The following is a 16,730-nucleotide window of genomic DNA, read 5'->3' as shown; positions in this document are numbered from 1 at the left end:
GGGGATGTCAAGCGGGTGGGACGGGCGTCTCATTATGTGAGCCTCTACGGATGACCATCGGGCCGCCGGACGAGCCGCCGGCCAAGGCGGGCTGGGCCGTACCGCCCGGTACTGGGAACGTACCCCTCACGAGCGCGCGCCGCAGCCTGTATTCGTCGAGTGGTCCGGAGAAGGCCGCTCCCTGGCCGTGGGTGCACCCCATCGCGCGCAGCGCCAGTACCTGCTCGGGGAGGTCGACCCCGTCGGCCAGGGACTGCATGCCCAGGTCGTTTGCGATCCGCAAGAGACCAGCGGTGATCTTGTGCAGTCTGGCTGATTCCACCACCCCCTCGACGAGCCCGCGGTCCAGCTTGAGCAGGTCGACGGGCAGGCGGCGCAGGGCGCTGATGGCCGCGTACCCGCTGCCGAAGCCGTCCAGGGCGATCCGTACGCCGAGCCGGTGCAGGGCCGTCAGGCGCCGCTCCAGCTCGTCGAAGGCCACTCTGGGGTCGGAGGCGGCCAGCTCGAGCACGAGGGCGCCGGAGGGCAGCCCGTGGCGGTTCAGCAGGGCCTCCACTCCGCCCCGGGGCAGGGAGCGGTCCAGCAGCCGCTGGGCGGTCATCCGGATGGCCACTGGTACGTCGTGCCCGGCCCGGTGGCGCTCGGCGGCCCGCTCGACCGCTTCTTCGAAGAGCCATCGGCCCAGTTGGGCCGTCCGGGAGCCGTCAGGCCCGGCCGCCGGGCCGTCGCTGTGCTCGGCCACCCGGGAGAACTCGGCCGGAGTGAAGAGGATGCCCTGGGCGGAGCGCCAGCGGGCCTGGGCGGCGACGGCCGCCACCTCGCCGGTGGCCAGGCAGACCACGGGCTGGTGCAGCAGGGCGAACTCCCCCTCGTGGAGCGCGGTGCGCAGCCGCCCGGCGATTTCCGCCTTGCGCGCGATCTCGGCCTGCATCTGCGGCGCGTACAGCTCGACGCGGTCCTTGCCCGCCGCCTTGGCCCGGTACATCGCGAGATCCGCGTTGCGCATCAGGTCCGAAGGGGTGATGCCGGGGTCGGCGAAGGCGACGCCGATGCTGGCGGCCACCCGGACCTCGCTCCCGGCGATGCGGTAGGGCTGGGAGAGGGTGGCGCGCAGCCGGTCGGCGATCTCGCGGACCTGGTACTCGCGGGCGCCGCGGTCGCGGCTGCCGTCGCCGATGATCAGCGCGGCGAACTCGTCGCCGCCGAGCCGGGCGGCGGTGTCCCCGGCCCGGACGGCGTCCTGGAGGCGGTGGGCGGCCTCGACGAGCAGTTCGTCGCCGGCCTGGTGGCCGATGGTGTCGTTGACGGCCTTGAAGCCGTCGAGGTCGATGAAGAGCACGGCGGTGCTGTGGTCCCCGGCCCGGCGGCCGGTCAGCGCCTGGCGGACCCGGCGGGTGAACAGGGCCCGGTTGGGCAGGTCGGTCAGCGGGTCGTGCTCGGCGCTGTGCTGGAGCTGGGCCTGGAGGCGGACGCGCTCGGTGACGTCGCGGCTGTTGAGGATGAGGCCGCCCTGGTGGCGGTTGACGGTGGACTCCACGTTGAGCCACTCGCCGCCGCCCGACTTGAACCGGCACTCGATGCGGGTGGTGGGCTCCTCGGCGGGCGGGGCGGCCAGGAAGCGGCGTACCTCGTGGACCACCCGGCCGAGGTCGTCGGGGTGGATCAGGGAGGCGAGCTCCGTCCCGACCAGTTCCTCGGCCTCGCGGCCGTAGACCCCGGCGGCGGCGGGGCTGACGTAGCGCAGGGTCCCGGTGGGGGCGGCGATCATGATGACGTCGCTGGAGCCCTGGACCAGGGAGCGGAAGTGGTTTTCCTTCTGGGCCAGTTCCTGGGTCAGCGCGATGTTGTCGAGGAGCATGATGCCCTGCCGGATGACGAGGGCGAGCACGACGGTGCAGCCGGTGAAGACCACCATCCGGTCCACCTTCCGGCCGTCCACGACGTTGTACAGGATGCCCAGGGTGCAGACGGCGGCCGCGAGGTACGGGGTGAGGGCGGGCAGCGAGCCGGTGATGGGGCGGCTGTGCGGGCGGTCGGGGCGCGGGGGCCCCGGCCTCGGGGCGGGTTCGGTCCGGCGGGCCCCCCAGGGGGCGTAGGCGAGCAGGAGCGAGCCCGCGAACCAGCCGGCGTCGAGGATCTCCCCCGACTTGTAGGTGGTGTTCAGCAGCGGCGAGGTGAACAGGGCGTCGCTTACGACGGTCAGGGCGAGGGCCGCGATCGCGGTGTTGACCGCCGACCGGTTGTTCGCCGAGCGCCGGAAGTGCAGCACCAGGACCATCGAGACCAGCGCGATGTCGAGGAGCGGGTACGCGAGCGAGAGGGCGGCGCGCGGAACACTGCCGGGGGCGCCCGACTGGGCGGTGCGCGCGGCATTGGCCAGGGCGAGGCTCCAGGACAGGGTCAGCAGCGAGCCGCCGATGAGCCAGGAGTCGAGTCCGAGGCAGACCCACCCGGCCCGGGTGACCGGGCGTTTGGCGAGGACGAGCAGGCCCACGATGGCGGGCGGTGCGAAGCACAGGAAGGCGAAGTCGGCGAGCGAGGGCTCGGGGACCTTCTCGTCGAGGACGACCTCGTACCAGCCCCAGATGCCGTTCCCCAGGGCCCCCATGAGCGAGGAGAACGCGAACATCAGCCAGGCGGGGCGTTCACGCCTGCCGATCACGTGCGCGTAGTGGTAGCAGGACACCGCGGCCAGTAACGCGGCGGCGCTGAGACCGAAGTCGCCCATGACCTTGGCGAGCCGGTCCGACCCCCAGCCGAGGGCGGCTCCGGCGGCGTAGCCGCCGCTGACCAGGGCGAGGAGCAGTTGCGCCGCGAGGCCCCGGCCGCCGCCCGCCACCGGCGAGCGGGTCAGGAGCGCCGCCCCCGGGGCGCTCACCGGTGCTCCTCGCCGGCCGGTTCGGGCGCACCCCATCGTCGCCTCCGGCGGCCCTGCCGCGTCGGATCCTTCGTCCATTGGCCGTGCATCGCCCGTCGCCCCCCAAAGTGTCCGATCACTCCCCAGCGCCAGACGTACGTGGCGCAGCCCCTGGTTCCGGACGATACACCACTTTCGTCACTCAGCGACATAGCATCTCTACGCTCCGTTACCAAGCGAGGTGCCCTGGCCACTGTTCGTGTCCGGATGGTTGCCGACTGTGCGCAGCGGTGGCGCTCAGTCCTTGATCAGCACGGTGTTGCGGACCTCCTCGCCGGCGGCGAACCGGGTGAGCTGCCGGGCCACGAGCCGCTTCGCCCTCGGTTCGAACGCCGAACTGCTGCCGCCCACGTGAGGGGTGATCAGGACGTTCGGGGCGTGCCAGAGGGGGTGGCCGGCGGGCAGCGGTTCGGGGTCCGTGACGTCGAGGGCGGCGCGCAGCCGGCCGGACTCCAGCTCGGCCAGCAGGGCGCCGGTGTGGACCACGGGCCCGCGCGAGACGTTCACGAGCAGGGCGCCGTCCTTCATCCGCCGCAGGAAGGCCGCGTCCGCGAGGTGCCGGGTGTCCTCGGTCAGCGGGGTGGTCAGGACCACCACGTCCGCGTCCGGGAGGAGGCCGGGCAGGGCGGCGAGGGCGTGGACCGGTCCGTGCGGGGCGGTGCGGGCCGAGCGGGCGACGCGGGTGATCCGCGCGCACTCGAACGGCAGGAGGCGGTCCTCGACGGCCGCGCCGATCGCCCCGTACCCGACGATCAGGACGGACTTGTCGGCGAGGGCGTCGTAGAAGCCGCCCCGCCATTCCTCGCGGTCCTGGCCGCGCACCATGCCGGGGATGCCGCGCAGGGAGGCGAGCACCAGGGTGAGGGCGAGTTCGGCGGTGCTGGCCTCGTGGACGCCGCGGGCGTTGCACAGGCGTACACCGGGGCGGAGGTCCGCGAGGCCGGGCAGGACGTTGTCGATGCCGGCGGTGAGGGTCTGCACCACCCGCAGGGCGGGCATCGCCGCGAGCGGGCGCAGGGTCACCTCCTGGGACTTCATGTACGGGGTGACGTAGAAGACGCAGGCGGCAGGGTCGGCCGGAAAGGTGTCCTCCCCGTCCCACTGGCGGTAGCGGAAGGAGTCGGGGAGGCCGTCGATCTCCGCGGGCGGGAAGGGGAGCCAGACGTCCCCGGTCGGTGCAGTCATGATCACGAGGCTATGCGAAGGGATCTGGATCAAGCCGTTAGTTTGAAGGCCGGACCGGGACCGGGCCGGGAGGGGGACGCAGGCGTGGAGCGCAGGTCGATCGGGTCGGGACCGCTGACGGTGGGGGCCATAGGGCTCGGCTGCATGCCGATGAGCTGGGCCTACGCCCCTTCGCGCCGCCGGGGCGAGGATGCGCTGCGCACCGTGCACACGGCGCTGGACCTGGGGGCGAACCTGCTGGACACGGCCGACCTGTACGGGCCGTTCACCAACGAGCTGGTGCTGGGGCGGGTGCTGCGGGAGCGACGGGCCGAGGCCTTCGTGTCCGCCAAGGTGGGGCTGCGGGCGGGCGAGGGGCACGTGGTGGCCGACGGGCGGCCGGGGTACGTGCGGCGGGCCTGCGACGCCTCGCTGCGGCGGCTGCGGACCGACGTCATAGACCTGTACCAGCTGCACCGGGTGGACCCGGAGGTGCCGGTGGAGGAGACCTGGGGGGCCATGGCGGAGCTGGTGGGCGCGGGGAAGGTACGGGCGCTGGGGTTCTGCGCACTGGGCGCGGGGGCGGGGCCGGGTGCGGGGCGGCGCGGGGACCTGGGGTACCGCTCGACGCTGCGGCAGCTGGACCGGGTCCAGCAGGTGTTCCCCGTGACGGCGGTGCAGGCGGAGCTGTCGGTGTGGTCGCCGGAGGCGGCGTGGCAGCTGCTGCCGTGGTGTGCGGCGCGGGGGGTGGGGATGCTGGCGGCGATGCCGCTGGGCAGCGGGTTCCTGACCGGGACGCTGACGCCGGGGCAGGGCTTCGAGGAGGCGGACGTGCGGGCGCGGCACCCCCGGTTCACGGCGCACGCGATGGCCTCCAACCAGGTGCTGGTGGCGGAGCTGCGGCGGGTGGCCCGGCGGCACGGGCCCGACGTGACGGCGGCGCAGGTGGCGCTGGCCTGGGTGCTGGCGCAGGGGCCGCACGTGGTCCCGGTTCCGGGGGCGGAGCGGGCCCGGTGGGCGGCGGAGAACGCCCGGGCGGCGGAGGTGCGGCTCACGGCCGCGGAGCTGGCCGAGATCGCGGCGCTGCCGGCGGCGGTGGGAGCCTGGGACTGAGGTGCGGCCCCTTCCATCCCGACATCCACCCGATCGGGTGTACGAGGGGTGGAACTTCGGGACCGGTCGGGTCTGTTGAGTCATGTGAAGGGCAGGACTGGAGGGCACGGCGGAGGACGAACGGCCGGAGGGGAGCGGGACGATGCGGTACGGGCAGTTCCACAGGAGCGGGGCGGAGCGCCGCGAGGCGCCGGAGCGGTACGGGGGCGGCGGCGCGCGGCGGCCCGGCGTGCTGGCGGCGCTCGCGCTGGCGGGGTGCGGCGCGCTGCTGGCGGCGGGGTGTTCCCCGTCGGCCGGCGAGCGGGCCGGCCCGGGCGGCTCCCCACCGGGCTCACCGCCGGCGGGAGCGGCGTCCGCGGGGGCCTCGGGCCCGCCGGAGGCGTCCGGGCCGCCCGCCAAGGGATCGGTGACCGTCTCGGGCGAGGTGGCCAAGGGCCTGGAGTCCCCCTGGGGAGTGGCCCCGCTGCCCGGCGGTGACCTGCTGGTCGCCTCCCGCGACAAGGGCACCGTCAGCCGGGTGCGGACGGACACGGGCGCCGTGACCCCGATCGGCGAGGTCCCCGGGGTGGACCCGGGCGGCGAGGGCGGCCTGCTGGGTCTCGCGGTGTCGCCTTCCTTCGCCTCGGACCGGATGGTCTACGCGTACTTCACGACCGCGTCCGACAACCGCATCGCCCGGATGCGGTACGACGAGCACAGACCGGCCGGGCAGCAGCTGGGCGCGCCCGACACGGTGCTGCGGGGCATCCCCAAGGGGCTCATCCACAACGGCGGCCGGATCGCCTTCGGCCCGGACCGGATGCTCTACGCCGGCACCGGCGAGACCGGTGACACGGCCCTGGCGCAGGACAAGAAGTCGCTGGGCGGGAAGATCCTGCGGATGACCCCGGACGGGCAGCCGGTCCACGGCAATCCCGACGCCGGCTCCGTCGTCTACTCCTACGGCCACCGCAATGTGCAGGGCCTCGCCTGGGACAAGGACAAGCGGCTCTGGGCGGCCGAGTTCGGCCAGCACACCTGGGACGAGCTGAACCTCATCGAGCCGGGAGGCAATTACGGCTGGCCCGAGGCGGAGGGGAAGGCGGGCAGACCCGGATCGCGCGATCCGGTGGCCGTCTGGAAGCCGGCGGAAGCCTCGCCGAGCGGGATCGCCTGGGCCGAGGGCTCCCTGTGGATGGCCGGGCTGAAGGGCGAGCGGCTGTGGCGGATCCCGCTGAAGGGCAGCACCGTGGCGGCGGAGCCGGAGGCCTTCCTCCAGGGGAAGTACGGGCGGCTGCGTACGGTGGTGGCCCTGGGCGGTGACCGGTTGCTGCTGGTGACGAGCGAGACGGACGGGCGTGGCTCGCCGGAGGCGGGCGACGACAGGATCCTGACCCTGACGGTGAAGTGACCTGAGTGGCCCCCACGGGGGCGGAAGGCACGGTGGCACGGTGTTCAACATGATCGAGGAGCTGTTCAGCCCCGGACGCAAGCACACGGACGAGGAGAGCAAGCGGCTGGAGCTGTCCCGCACCGACGTGGGTGACGGCGATCCGGGGCGGGGCCCGATAGACCTCGACTCCGGCACGGTGCTCATACGCCCGGCCCCGCCGGAATGACGGTGGCCGATCCGCTCCACGGCTGAATCCGCGGCGGACGCGGCCCGGGGCGGTGGGCGTGGCGTCGGGATGTCTGCGGGTCGTCGGGTGATGATGGCGCCGTGCGCCTTGATCACGTGTCCTACGCGGTGGCCCGCGACAGCTTCGTCTCGACCGTCCAGTGGATCGGATCGGCCCTCGGCGCCGGGTTCGTCGACGGGGGCGTCCACCCGCGATTCGGCACCCGCAACTTCATCCTCCCGCTGAGCGGCGGGACATACGTCGAGGTCGTCACCACACTCGACCACCCCGCCGCCGACCGCGCACCCTTCGGCCAGGCCGTCGCGCGGCGCGCCGCCGAGGGCGGCGGCTGGCTCGGCTGGGTGGTCTCCGTCGACGACATCGCCCCGGTCGAGGCCCGCCTCGGCCGCACCTCGGCCGAGGGCCACCGTGTCCGCCCCGACGGGTTCGACCTGAGGTGGAAGCAGATCGGCCTGCTGGAGCTGCTGGAGGACCCGCAACTGCCGTACTTCCTCCAGTGGTTGGTCCCCGACGAAGAGCGCCCGAGCGCCGGTCCGCGCACCTCCACCACCATCCACGGGCTCTCCATCGCCGGCGACGCCGCCTCCATCGCCGAGTTCCTCGGCGAACCGGCCGACCACCCCCTCGACCAGATCGACGTCACCTGGGTCGAGGATGAGGAACCGGGGCTGGTCTCGGTCGAGTTCGCCACCGCCCACGGGCCGGTCACGATCTGACGAGGTCCCGACTGCTCCGCGGGAGCGGCCGGCTGGGGGTCTCCCCTTCAGGAGCGCCCCGCCGGAGCGGTGGGGGCCGCCGGTGACCCCGGGCTGAGGGGGGTGGCGAAGAGGCGCAGCCGGTGGGCGAGCGCCGCGGCTTCTCCCCGGCTCGCGACGGCGAGCTTGGCCAGGATGTTCGAGACGTGCACGCTGGCCGTCTTCGGGGAGATGAAGAGTTCCTCCGCGATCTGCCGGTTGGTGCTGCCGGTCGCGACGAGGCGCAGGACGTCCCGTTCGCGGCTGGTGAGGCCCAGGGCCTCGATGGGGTCGGTGTCGGGGGCCGCTGCGGCCGCGTGGGTCTCCTCGGCGGTCAGCGGGAGCCGGGCGCGCTGCGCGAGCAGGGCCAGGTCCTCGCGCAGCCGCCGGGAGCCGAGCCGGTCGGCGGCGGCGTGGGCGTCGCGGAGCAGGTCGGCGGCCCTCTCGCGGTCCCCGCCCGAGACCAGCAGTGCCTCGGCGAGCCGGTGGCGGGCCCGGGCCAGCAGGTACGGGCGCTGGAGGGGGCGTACGGCGGCCTCGACGGCGGTCCAGTCGGCGACGGTGTCGCGGCCTTCGGCGCGCAGCAGCTCGGCCCGCAGGTACTCGGCGTGCGCGGCCCAGACGGGGGCCGGGGTGGCGAGGGAGCGGGCGGCGGTGCGCAGCACCTCCAGGGCGGCGGCGCGGCCTGCGTCGGCGGCCGGCAGGCCGCGGGCGTCGGCTTCGGCGGAGGCGGAGGCCAGCAGCAGGGGCCAGGCGTAGCGGTGGTGGCCGAGCGGGAACCCGTGGGCGACGGCGTCGGCGGTCTCGGTGCGGACGTCGGCGATGCGGCCCTCGCCGTCGGCCAGGCCGATGGCCAGCCGGTAGAGCGGGAGCCGGTGCTGGGGCTGGCTGTCGTGGGTGCCGAAGTGGGTGTGGGCGGCGGCGAGCTGCTGGGCGGCCTCGGTGAGTTCGCCGCGGGCCAGGGCCAGGTAGGCCAGGCGTGCGGAGGCGGAGCCGCGCGGGGCGGCGCTCTGGCCGACCTGCAGGGTGCGGCGGGCCGCCTCGGCGGCCTCGTCCCAGCGGCCCAGGCTGTACAGGCTCTCCGCCATGTTCCCGCGGACCCAGGCCTCGGTGTCCAGGAGCCGGGACCTGCTGACGAGCTCGACCCCTTGTTCGGCCAGTTCCACGGCTTCGCGGGACCGGCCCGCGGCTTCGAGTTGGGAGGTGAGGTTGACGTGAGCGCGACCCGCGACCACGGTGAGCCCGAGCTCGGTGGCCCGGTCCTTGACCGCGTGCAGCTCGGCGAGGCCGGTGGCGCCGTCACCGGAGTCGGTGAGCAGGCAGCCGTAGGTGATCCGGGCGTTGAGCTCGGTCTCCTCGGCGCCGATCATCCGGGCGTACTCCACGGCCCGTTCGGCGGCGGCGAGGTTGCCGGGGCCCGGGTTGTGGAGCATGCCCCAGCCGGCGGCCCGGACGAGGACGTCGGCGTGCACCTGGGACGGGGGCAGCCCCTTGACCAGTTCCTGCGCGGTGGCGATCTCCTGCCAGCCGTCGCCCCGGCCGAGGTTGGCGATGAGGCGGGAGCGCTCGGTCCAGAACCAGGCGGCGCGCAGCGGGTCGTCGCCGTCCTCTTCGAGGGTCCGCAGGGCCAGTTTGGTCAGCTTCAGGGCGCGTTCGCGCTCTCCGCCGAACCGGGCGGCGACGGTGGCCTCGGCGAGCAGGTCCAGGCGCTGGAGCGGGGTGGTGGCCGGGTCGCAGCCGCAGGGCGGGTACACCTCGGTGTAGTCGGCGGGGCGCAGGTCCGCGCGTATCTCGTCGGGGACGCTGTCCCACAGGTCCATGGCCCGCTCCAGCAGGCTGAGCTGCTCGGAGTAGGCGTGCCGGCGGCGGGCCGTGACGGAGGCGGCGAGGACGGCGGGCAGCGCCTTGGCCGGTTCGTTGGCGGCGTACCAGTAGTTGGCCAGCCGGATGACCCGCTCCTCGGCGCGGACGAGCGATTCGTCGGCTTCCATGGCTTCGGCGTAGCGGCGGTTGACGCGGGCGCGTTCGCCGGGCAGCAGGTCGTCGCTGACGGCCTCGCGGACCAGCGAGTGGCGGAAGCGGTAGCCGTCGCCGTCGGTGGTGGCCAGCAGGATGTTGGCGCCGACGGCGGCGCGCAGGGCCTCGATGAGTTCGTCCTCGCCGAGCCGGGCCACGGCGCGCAGCAGGGCGTACTCGACGGTGGAGCCGCCCTCGGCGACGATGCGCACCACCCGCTGGGCGGCGTCGGGCAGTACCTCGACGCGCACGAGCAGGAGGTCGCGCAGGGATTCGGTGAGCCCGGTGCGGCAGCCGCTCTCCCGGGAGGCGACGAGTTCCTCTACGAAGAAGGCGTTGCCGTCGGAGCGTTCGAAGACGGAGTCGACGAAGCTCTCGTCGGGCCGCGAGGCGAGGATGCCGGCGAGCTGACGGCGCACCTCGGCCCGGTTGAAGCGCGGCAGTTCGATGCGGTGGACGGTGCGGAGGCGGTCGAGTTCGGCGAGCAGCGGGCGCAGCGGGTGGCGCCGGTGGACGTCGTCGGCCCGGTAGGTGGCGACGACGACGAGCCGGCCGCGGCCGAGGGTGCGGAAGAGGTAGGCGAGCAGGTGCCGGGTGGAGGTGTCGGCCCAGTGCAGGTCCTCCAGGACGAGCACGACGGTGCGGTCGGCGGCGAGCCGTTCCAGCATCCGGGCGGTCAGCTCGAAGAGCCGGGCGGTGCTCTCCTCGTCGTGCGGGCCCCGGGGGGTCTCGCCGAGTTCGGGGAGGATGCGGGCGAGTTCGTCCTCCTGGCCCGCGGCGGCTTCCGCCAGCTCGTCGGGGAGCAGGCGCAGCAGGGTGCGCAGGGCGGTCGAGAAGGGGGCGAAGGGAAGTCCCTCCGCCCCTATCTCCACACAACCCCCGACGGCCACCACGGCTCCGCGGCGGGCGGCCTCCGCGAGGAACTCCTCGGTCAGGCGGGTCTTGCCGACTCCGGCCTCGCCGCCGATGAGCAGGGCCTGCGGCTCCTGGCCGGCGGCGCGCCCCAGGGCGTCCACGAGTGCGGCCAGTTCGTCGGCTCGGCCGACGAACACCGGGCTGACAGATCTGGTCTCCACGCCGCCGAGCATCGCACAGAGGTGCGGGTCGGTGGCACTCGTTATCGGTGCGCTCCTCATCACGCGTCAGTTCACGCGGTCCGCGGCGCGGTTCACGCGACGCGGGTGAAGAGGCCGCGGTGTCCCCTCACCGACCTCTCGGCTTCGTTGTTCCCGGAGGAGGCGCGGGAGGCCTTCTTGGCCTCCTGGGCGATCCGGTACCGGTCGGCCTCGCGGATGAGGTCGGCGCGGCGGGCGGTGGCGATCTCGTACTCGAACATCTCGTTCTCCCTGGTTGCTCTTCTCGGGCACCTCGTTCGGTGTGATCCGAGATTCGCGTCCCAGAGGGGTGCGGCACATGGGGCTCATGCCGCATCTGTGGGGTGCCGGGGTCCTTAGGGCCGGGCCGTCGGGGCCGGAGGCGCCCTGGTGCGGCCTAAGACCGGGCGGCGGATCCCGTAAGGCGGTGCCTACTCGGCGGCGGTGGGGAGGGGGAAGAGGAGGTCGAAGTACATGAGGCCGAAGAGCAGCACTCCGAGGAGGCCGAGGGCGACGGCGGCCCAGGAGACGGAGCGGACCCAGGCGGGGTGGAAGCGGCCGGGGGCGCCGAAGGCGGGGCGGGCGAGGACGAAGACGGCGAGGAGGAGGGCGAGGGTGGACAGGACGCCGTTGACGAGGGCGGTCATGTGCCAGGCGTCGCCGTACAGGGCGGCGATCTTCTCCTTGGCCGTGGTGGCGTCGACCGACCCGATCTGGCCGATGAGCGTCTGGCGTTCGGCGGCCACGCGGGAGACCCAGCTGCCGCTGAGGGCGACGAGGCCCAGACCCGCGGCGACGACGGCGCAGGCGGCGGCCCCCACGCCGGTGCTCTGCCCGGGGGCGTCCGCGTCCTCGGCGGCCGCGTCGTCCTCGGCCGCCGCGTCCTGGGCCGCCGCGTCGTCCTGGGCCGCCGCGTCGTCCTCCGCCGCGGCGGGCGCCCCGCCGTCGGGGTCGGCGGCGGCCGGCGCGGGGGTGGTGGCCCCGTGCGGGGCGGCCGCCTCGTCCTCGGCGGTGTCCGCGTCGGGGCCGGTGGGGGCGGGGGTCTTGATGGTGTCCATGCCGGGCACCGTAGGCGGCGTTTCTGAGAGGTTCCTGAGAGGGCCGGGGAACTCCTGCCGGCGGTGGGCCGCCGGGCTGTGGCGTTGCCTGCGGCGGCGGGGGTCAGGCCGGGCGGGCCGCGGCCCATTCGGGGGCGAGGACGGCCCAGATCTCGGTGTCCTGGCGGACGCCGCGGTGGAGGTGGTTCTGCCGCATGACGCCCTCACGGGTCAGGCCGAGGCGTTCGGCGACGGCGATGCTGCTCTTGTTGCCGGAGGCCGCGTGCCACTCCACGCGGTGCATGCCGCGCTGCTGGAAGGCCCAGTCGATCAGGATCCGGCAGGCCTTGGTGACCAGCCCGCGGCCGGCCGCGGCGGGTTCCAGCCAGCAGCCGACCTCGCAGTTGCCGGCGGCGGCGTCGAAGGTCCGGAAGAGGACCCCGCCGACGAGCGTGCCGTCGACGCGGATGCCGTAGAGCCGGGCGCCGTCCCTGGCGGCCTCCTCCGCCTTGGAGCCGAGCAGGTGCCGCGCCGATTCGAGGTCGGTGGCACGGTCCGGGAGGCCGATGAACCGTCCGATGAACTCCCGGCCCCGGTCCATGTGGGCCAGGAACTCCTCGGCGTGCCACACCTCCAGCGGGAACAGCTGGGCGTCCTCGGCCAGTTCTCTCGCGAACATGCGTGCTTCCTTACGGCTCGTGACCGGTCAGCGGGACAGGTGGGCCGGCTCGGGGTGGTCGGTGTCCGGCCGCTGCGACGGAAGTGTCGCACGGGGAGCACCGCGCTCCGGCGGCTCGATGCTGATCCGGGGCAGCCGGCGGTCGAGCCAGGCGGGGATCCACCAGTTCGCGCCGCCGAGCAGGTGCATGAGCGCCGGCACGAGCAGGGTGCGCAGGACGAAGGCGTCGAGCGCGACGGCGGCGGCGAGCGCGATGCCGAACATCGCGATGAGCCGGTCGCCGCTGAGCACGAAGGCCAGGAAGACGGAGATCATGATGACGGCCGCAGAGTTGATCACCCGGCTGGTCTCGGCGAGGCCCACGCGGACGGCCCGCCTGTTGTCGCCGGTCTCCAGCCACTCCTCGTACATCCGGCTGACCAGGAAGACCTGGTAGTCCATGGACAGTCCGAAGAGCACGGACACCATGATCACCGGCAGGAAGGGCTCGATCGGCCCGGCGCTGCCCAGGCCCAGCGGTTCGCTCCCCCATCCCCACTGGAACACCGCGACGACGACGCCGAAGGAGGAGGCGACGGCCGCGACGTTCATGGCGGCGGCCTTGAGGGGGATGCCGATGGACCGGAAGGCCAGCAGCAGCAGGACGCAGCCGAGGGCGATGACCACCCCGACGAAGAGCGGCAGCTTGCCGACGATCACCTCGGCGAAGTCGTCGTAGCCGGCCGTCACCCCGCCGACGTGGGCGTCCATCGAGCTGCCGTGCCCGGCGCGCGGGATGACGTCCCGGCGCAGGGTCTCGACCAGCTCGCTCGTGGCCCGTGCCTGGGGGGCGGACTCCGGTACGACCGTCAGGACGGCGGTGCCCCCGCTGCGGTTGAAGACGGCCGGGCCGGCCGAGGCGACGCCCTCGGTGGTGCGCAGGGCTTCCGTCAGCCGGCCGACGGCGACGCGGTCGCCGGCTCCGTCGAGGCGGGCCACCACGGTGAGCGGACCGTTCGTGCCGGGCCCGAAGCCGTCGGCCAGCAGGTCGTAGGCCTTGCGGGTGGTGGAGGCGGCCGGGTCGTTGCCCTGGTCGGAGGTGCCGAGGTGGAGCGAGAGGGCCGGCAGCGCCAGCCCCGCCATCAGCAGGACGGCGAGCAGTCCGAGCGGTTTGGGGTGCCGCTCCACGAAGGCGGACCAGCGGGCGGCGAATCCGGCGGGCGGCTGGGTCCGGGGGCCGTCGGCGGCGAGCCTGCGCCGTTCGCGGCGCGAGAGGGCCCGCATGCCGAGGTACGCCAGGAGGGCGGGCAGCAGGGTGACGGAGGCGGCCACGGTCAGGATCACCGTCAGGGAGGCGGCCAGCGCGACCCCGTCGAGGAAGTCCAGCCGCAGCACCAGCATGCCGAGCAGGGCGATGCAGACGGTGGCCCCCGCGAAGACGACGGCCCGGCCGGTGGTGGCGACGGCGCTCTCGGCGGCCTCCTCGACGGTGAGGCCGCGCGCCAGGCCCTTGCGGTGCCGGGTCACGATGAACAGGGCGTAGTCGATGCCGACCCCGAGCCCGACGAGGGTGCCCAGCATCGGGGCGAAGTCGGCGACGGGCATGGCGTGCCCGAGGAGGGTGATCCCGAAATAGGCGCTGCCGACGCTGACGAGGGCGGTGGCGATGGGCAGCAGGCTCGCGGCGAGGGAGCCGAAGGCGAGGAAGAGGACCACGGCGGCGATGGCGACGCCGATGACCTCGGCCAGGTGCCCGCTGGGTGTGCCGGTCAGGCCGACGGCGCGGCCGCCGAGTTCGACCTGGAGGCCCCCGGCCTCGGTGGTGGGGTTCTTCGCGGTGTCCACGACGGCCTTGGCCTGGGCCTTGGGTACCGAGTCGGCCTGCCGGTCGAAGGTCACCACCGCGTACGCGGTGCGTCCGTCGCGGCTGATCCGGGCGGCGCCCGCGGGACCCGGTGCGTAGGGGCTCGCGACCGACGCCACCCCGGGCAGGGCCGCGACGGCGTCCAGGGCCCGGGTCATGCGCTGCTCGATGTCCGGGGTCCGTGCCGTGCGGTGCTCCGGGGCCCGCCACACGATGGTGTCGGTGTCGCCGCCCTGCCCGTGGAAGCCCTCGCGCAGGAGGGCGTGGGCCTTGGCGGATTCCGTACCGGGGACCTCGTAGTCGTTGGAGAACGCGGTCCCGGCGGCTCCGGCCGCGGCGGCGGTCCCGCCGAGGGCGAGCAGCCAGATCAGGACGGTGACCAGTCGGTGCCGCAGGCACCACCGTGCGATTGCTGCCAACGGACGTGCTCCCTGGTGGTTCGGATCTTCAGCGGGAGGTAGCCCGGCGCAAAGAACTCATGAACGCGTGAACGTGTGCGGGTCGGCCGCGAGGTCCGCCGCGGCCAGGGGTCCACACCTCGATCGACACGATTCCAGCCATGTGTGATCGTTGGTTCGGTTCGTGTGCATCATCACAGATCTGTCGCGGAATGCGGGACCTTCGTCACTGGTGTCCGGTGGCGGACGGCTCGTCGGCCCGATAGCCGGGGACCGAGGGCCAGCGGACGGTGAGGACCACCGTGTCCTCCTCCGCGTACCAGGAGTGGTCGACTCCGCGTCCCCAGACCACGTAGTCCCCCTGCTCGGCGAGGACCACGGTCCGGCCGGGGAACTCCAGCCGGAACCGGCCGCTGATCAGCACCTGGAGCGCGGTGCGCCGCTCCCCGGTCACCCACTTCCGGCGTTCCTCCCCCTTGGGGTGGACGCCCCACTTGATTTCGACGTCCTCGCTGTGGCGGGGATCGCCGGGGCTCTTGAAGTGCCCGAGGAGCCAGCCCCGGTCGGCTGCGGCGTCCGGGGTGGCCTTGCCGGTGTAGATCGCGAGGTCGTCGTTCACGGGGTGAGGCTAATGCAGTTGTGGGACCGGCCGGACTCCTGGTCAGCTGACCGCATGACGACGACTGATCACGATGAACTGCTGAAGGTGCGCGACCGGTACGACGCGCAGATGCGGCGCGACGCGCAGCCCGACACCCCGCACGCGCGGGTCGAGCGGGTGGGCGGGGTGGTACGCCGGACGGAGCGCGGGCTCGGCTGGAACGGCGTGCTCTGGTCGGACCTGGACGAGGACACGGCGGACGCGGAGATCGCGGCGCAGGTGGCGTACTTCGGCGCGCGCGGACGGGAGGAGGGCGGGCCGGAGTTCGAGTGGAAGCTGTACGCACACGACCGCCCGGCCGACCTCGGGGACCGGCTGCTCGCGGCGGGCTTCGTACCGGAGGCTCCGGAGACCCTGCTGGTCGCACGGACGGAGGACCTCGCCTCGCTGCCGGTGGAGCCGCCGGAGGGGGTCACCCTGCGGGTGGTGACGGACGAGGCCGGGGTGGACCTGATGATGGAGGTCCACCGCCGGGCCTTCGGCACCGAGCGGCCGCGCATCCGGCAGCAGCTGCTCAGCCTGCTGCGGGAGGAGCCGGACACCATCGAGGCCGTCGTGGCGATGGCCGGGGACGCCCCGGTGAGCGCGGCCCGGATGGAGATGCGCCCGGGCAGCGCCTTCGCGGGCCTGTGGGGCGGCGGCACCGACCCGCAGTGGCGCGGCCGGGGCCTCTACCGCCTGCTGGTGGCCCACCGCGCCCGCGTGGCGGCGGCCCGCGGCATCCCCTACCTCCAGGTCGACGCCTCGGACGACAGCCGGCCCATCCTGGAGCGGCTGGGCTTCGCCGTGCTGGGCGTCACGACGCCGTACCTGTGGACGGGCGGCGGCGCCTGATCCGGCGGGCCGCCGCGCACCCGCAGGGGCCTTCCGCGGGGGCGGGCGACGGGGGAGGATCTTGGTCATGGAGAACACGGAACGCATCGGGCCGCCCCTGACCGGCGGGGAACGCGAAACCCTCCGGGCCTACCTCGACTACCACCGGGCGACGCTCGCCTGGAAGTGCGAGGGGCTCGGTGACGAGGAGCTGCGCCGGCGGGCCTCGCCGCCCTCCACCCTGTCGCTGCTGGGGCTGGTCCGGCACATGGCCGAGGTGGAGCGCCACTGGTTCCGCCGCACGATGGGCGGGCAGGACGTACCGCACCTGTGGTCCGACGACCACGACTTCCAGGCCGCGTACGACGCCTCCGGCGCCACCCGGGCCGAGGCGTTCGCGGCGTGGGAGGCGGAGGTGGAGCACGCCCGCGCCGTCGAGGCGGCCGCCGGCTCCCTGGAGGTGACGGCGTACGTCCCGAAGTGGGAACAGGAGGCCTCGCTGCGGCTGGTGATGCTGCACATGATCCACGAGTACGCCCGGCACAACGGCCACGCCGACTTCCTCCGCGAGGCCATCGATGGCACGGTCGGCGCCTAGGCAGGGCGCCGCCCCTTCCCCCACCCCCTATAGTTAGGGCAGCC

The 16,730-nt window shown here is 73.9% G+C and carries 14 protein-coding genes; 6 read left to right on the top strand and 8 right to left on the bottom strand.

Annotated features, from left to right (window positions below):
• Positions 1-7 precede the first annotated feature (7 nt).
• Positions 8-2,878, bottom strand: coding sequence for a putative bifunctional diguanylate cyclase/phosphodiesterase (locus ACZ501_RS10010; protein ID WP_468793754.1), 2,871 nt, complete (start codon positions 2,876-2,878; stop codon positions 8-10).
• A gap of 276 nt (positions 2,879-3,154) precedes the next feature.
• Complete coding sequence (locus ACZ501_RS10005) at positions 3,155-4,102, bottom strand: 2-hydroxyacid dehydrogenase (protein WP_361599022.1); 948 nt, start codon at positions 4,100-4,102, stop codon at positions 3,155-3,157.
• 84 nt (positions 4,103-4,186) lie between these two features.
• Here ACZ501_RS10005 and ACZ501_RS10000 point away from each other — a divergent pair, with 84 nt between their 5' ends.
• The 4 genes from ACZ501_RS10000 to ACZ501_RS09985 all read left to right on the top strand — a co-directional run bounded on the left by ACZ501_RS10000 (position 4,187) and on the right by ACZ501_RS09985 (position 7,529).
• Positions 4,187-5,194, top strand: a complete 1,008-nt coding sequence (locus ACZ501_RS10000) for an aldo/keto reductase (protein WP_361599025.1) — start codon at positions 4,187-4,189, stop codon at positions 5,192-5,194.
• Positions 5,195-5,336: 142 nt separating this feature from the next.
• On the top strand, positions 5,337-6,584 hold the full coding sequence (locus tag ACZ501_RS09995) for a PQQ-dependent sugar dehydrogenase (protein ID WP_468793751.1): 1,248 nt from the start codon (positions 5,337-5,339) through the stop codon (positions 6,582-6,584).
• 49 nt (positions 6,585-6,633) lie between these two features.
• Positions 6,634-6,792 (top strand): DUF6191 domain-containing protein, encoded by a 159-nt coding sequence (locus ACZ501_RS09990; protein WP_468793852.1) that lies wholly within the window; start codon positions 6,634-6,636, stop codon positions 6,790-6,792.
• Positions 6,793-6,893: 101 nt separating this feature from the next.
• On the top strand, positions 6,894-7,529 hold the full coding sequence (locus ACZ501_RS09985) for a VOC family protein (protein WP_361599034.1): 636 nt from the start codon (positions 6,894-6,896) through the stop codon (positions 7,527-7,529).
• 47 nt (positions 7,530-7,576) lie between these two features.
• Here the strand turns inward: ACZ501_RS09985 and ACZ501_RS09980 are convergent, their stop codons facing one another.
• The 6 genes from ACZ501_RS09980 to ACZ501_RS09955 all read right to left on the bottom strand — a co-directional run bounded on the left by ACZ501_RS09980 (position 7,577) and on the right by ACZ501_RS09955 (position 15,233).
• Positions 7,577-10,651 carry a helix-turn-helix transcriptional regulator gene (locus tag ACZ501_RS09980; protein WP_468793849.1) on the bottom strand — a complete coding sequence of 1,025 codons (3,075 nt, stop codon included), beginning with the start codon at positions 10,649-10,651 and terminating at the stop codon, positions 7,577-7,579.
• A gap of 80 nt (positions 10,652-10,731) precedes the next feature.
• On the bottom strand, positions 10,732-10,899 hold the full coding sequence (locus tag ACZ501_RS09975; protein ID WP_362455832.1) for a hypothetical protein: 168 nt from the start codon (positions 10,897-10,899) through the stop codon (positions 10,732-10,734).
• A 189-nt stretch (positions 10,900-11,088) separates the two neighbouring features.
• Positions 11,089-11,715, bottom strand: coding sequence for a hypothetical protein (locus ACZ501_RS09970; protein ID WP_468793748.1), 627 nt, complete (start codon positions 11,713-11,715; stop codon positions 11,089-11,091).
• 103 nt (positions 11,716-11,818) lie between these two features.
• Positions 11,819-12,373 carry a GNAT family N-acetyltransferase gene (locus ACZ501_RS09965; RefSeq protein WP_361599043.1) on the bottom strand — a complete coding sequence of 185 codons (555 nt, stop codon included), beginning with the start codon at positions 12,371-12,373 and terminating at the stop codon, positions 11,819-11,821.
• A 27-nt stretch (positions 12,374-12,400) separates the two neighbouring features.
• A complete protein-coding gene (locus ACZ501_RS09960; protein ID WP_468793745.1) occupies positions 12,401-14,635 on the bottom strand; it encodes an MMPL family transporter in 2,235 nt (744 codons plus the stop codon).
• A 205-nt stretch (positions 14,636-14,840) separates the two neighbouring features.
• Positions 14,841-15,233: a cupin domain-containing protein gene (locus tag ACZ501_RS09955; protein ID WP_468793742.1), complete on the bottom strand. Its 393-nt coding sequence runs from the start codon at positions 15,231-15,233 to the stop codon at positions 14,841-14,843.
• A 54-nt stretch (positions 15,234-15,287) separates the two neighbouring features.
• On the opposite strand from ACZ501_RS09955, the gene ACZ501_RS09950 reads away from it, so the two are divergent.
• Complete coding sequence (locus tag ACZ501_RS09950; protein WP_468793739.1) at positions 15,288-16,109, top strand: GNAT family N-acetyltransferase; 822 nt, start codon at positions 15,288-15,290, stop codon at positions 16,107-16,109.
• Between the two features lie 67 nt (positions 16,110-16,176).
• Positions 16,177-16,686, top strand: a complete 510-nt coding sequence (locus tag ACZ501_RS09945) for a DinB family protein (RefSeq protein ID WP_361599055.1) — start codon at positions 16,177-16,179, stop codon at positions 16,684-16,686.
• Positions 16,687-16,730 lie beyond the last annotated feature (44 nt).

The sequence above is a fragment of the Streptomyces sp. NPDC034085 genome (assembly GCF_055575555.1).
This window is presented reverse-complemented; position numbering and strand designations above follow the sequence as displayed.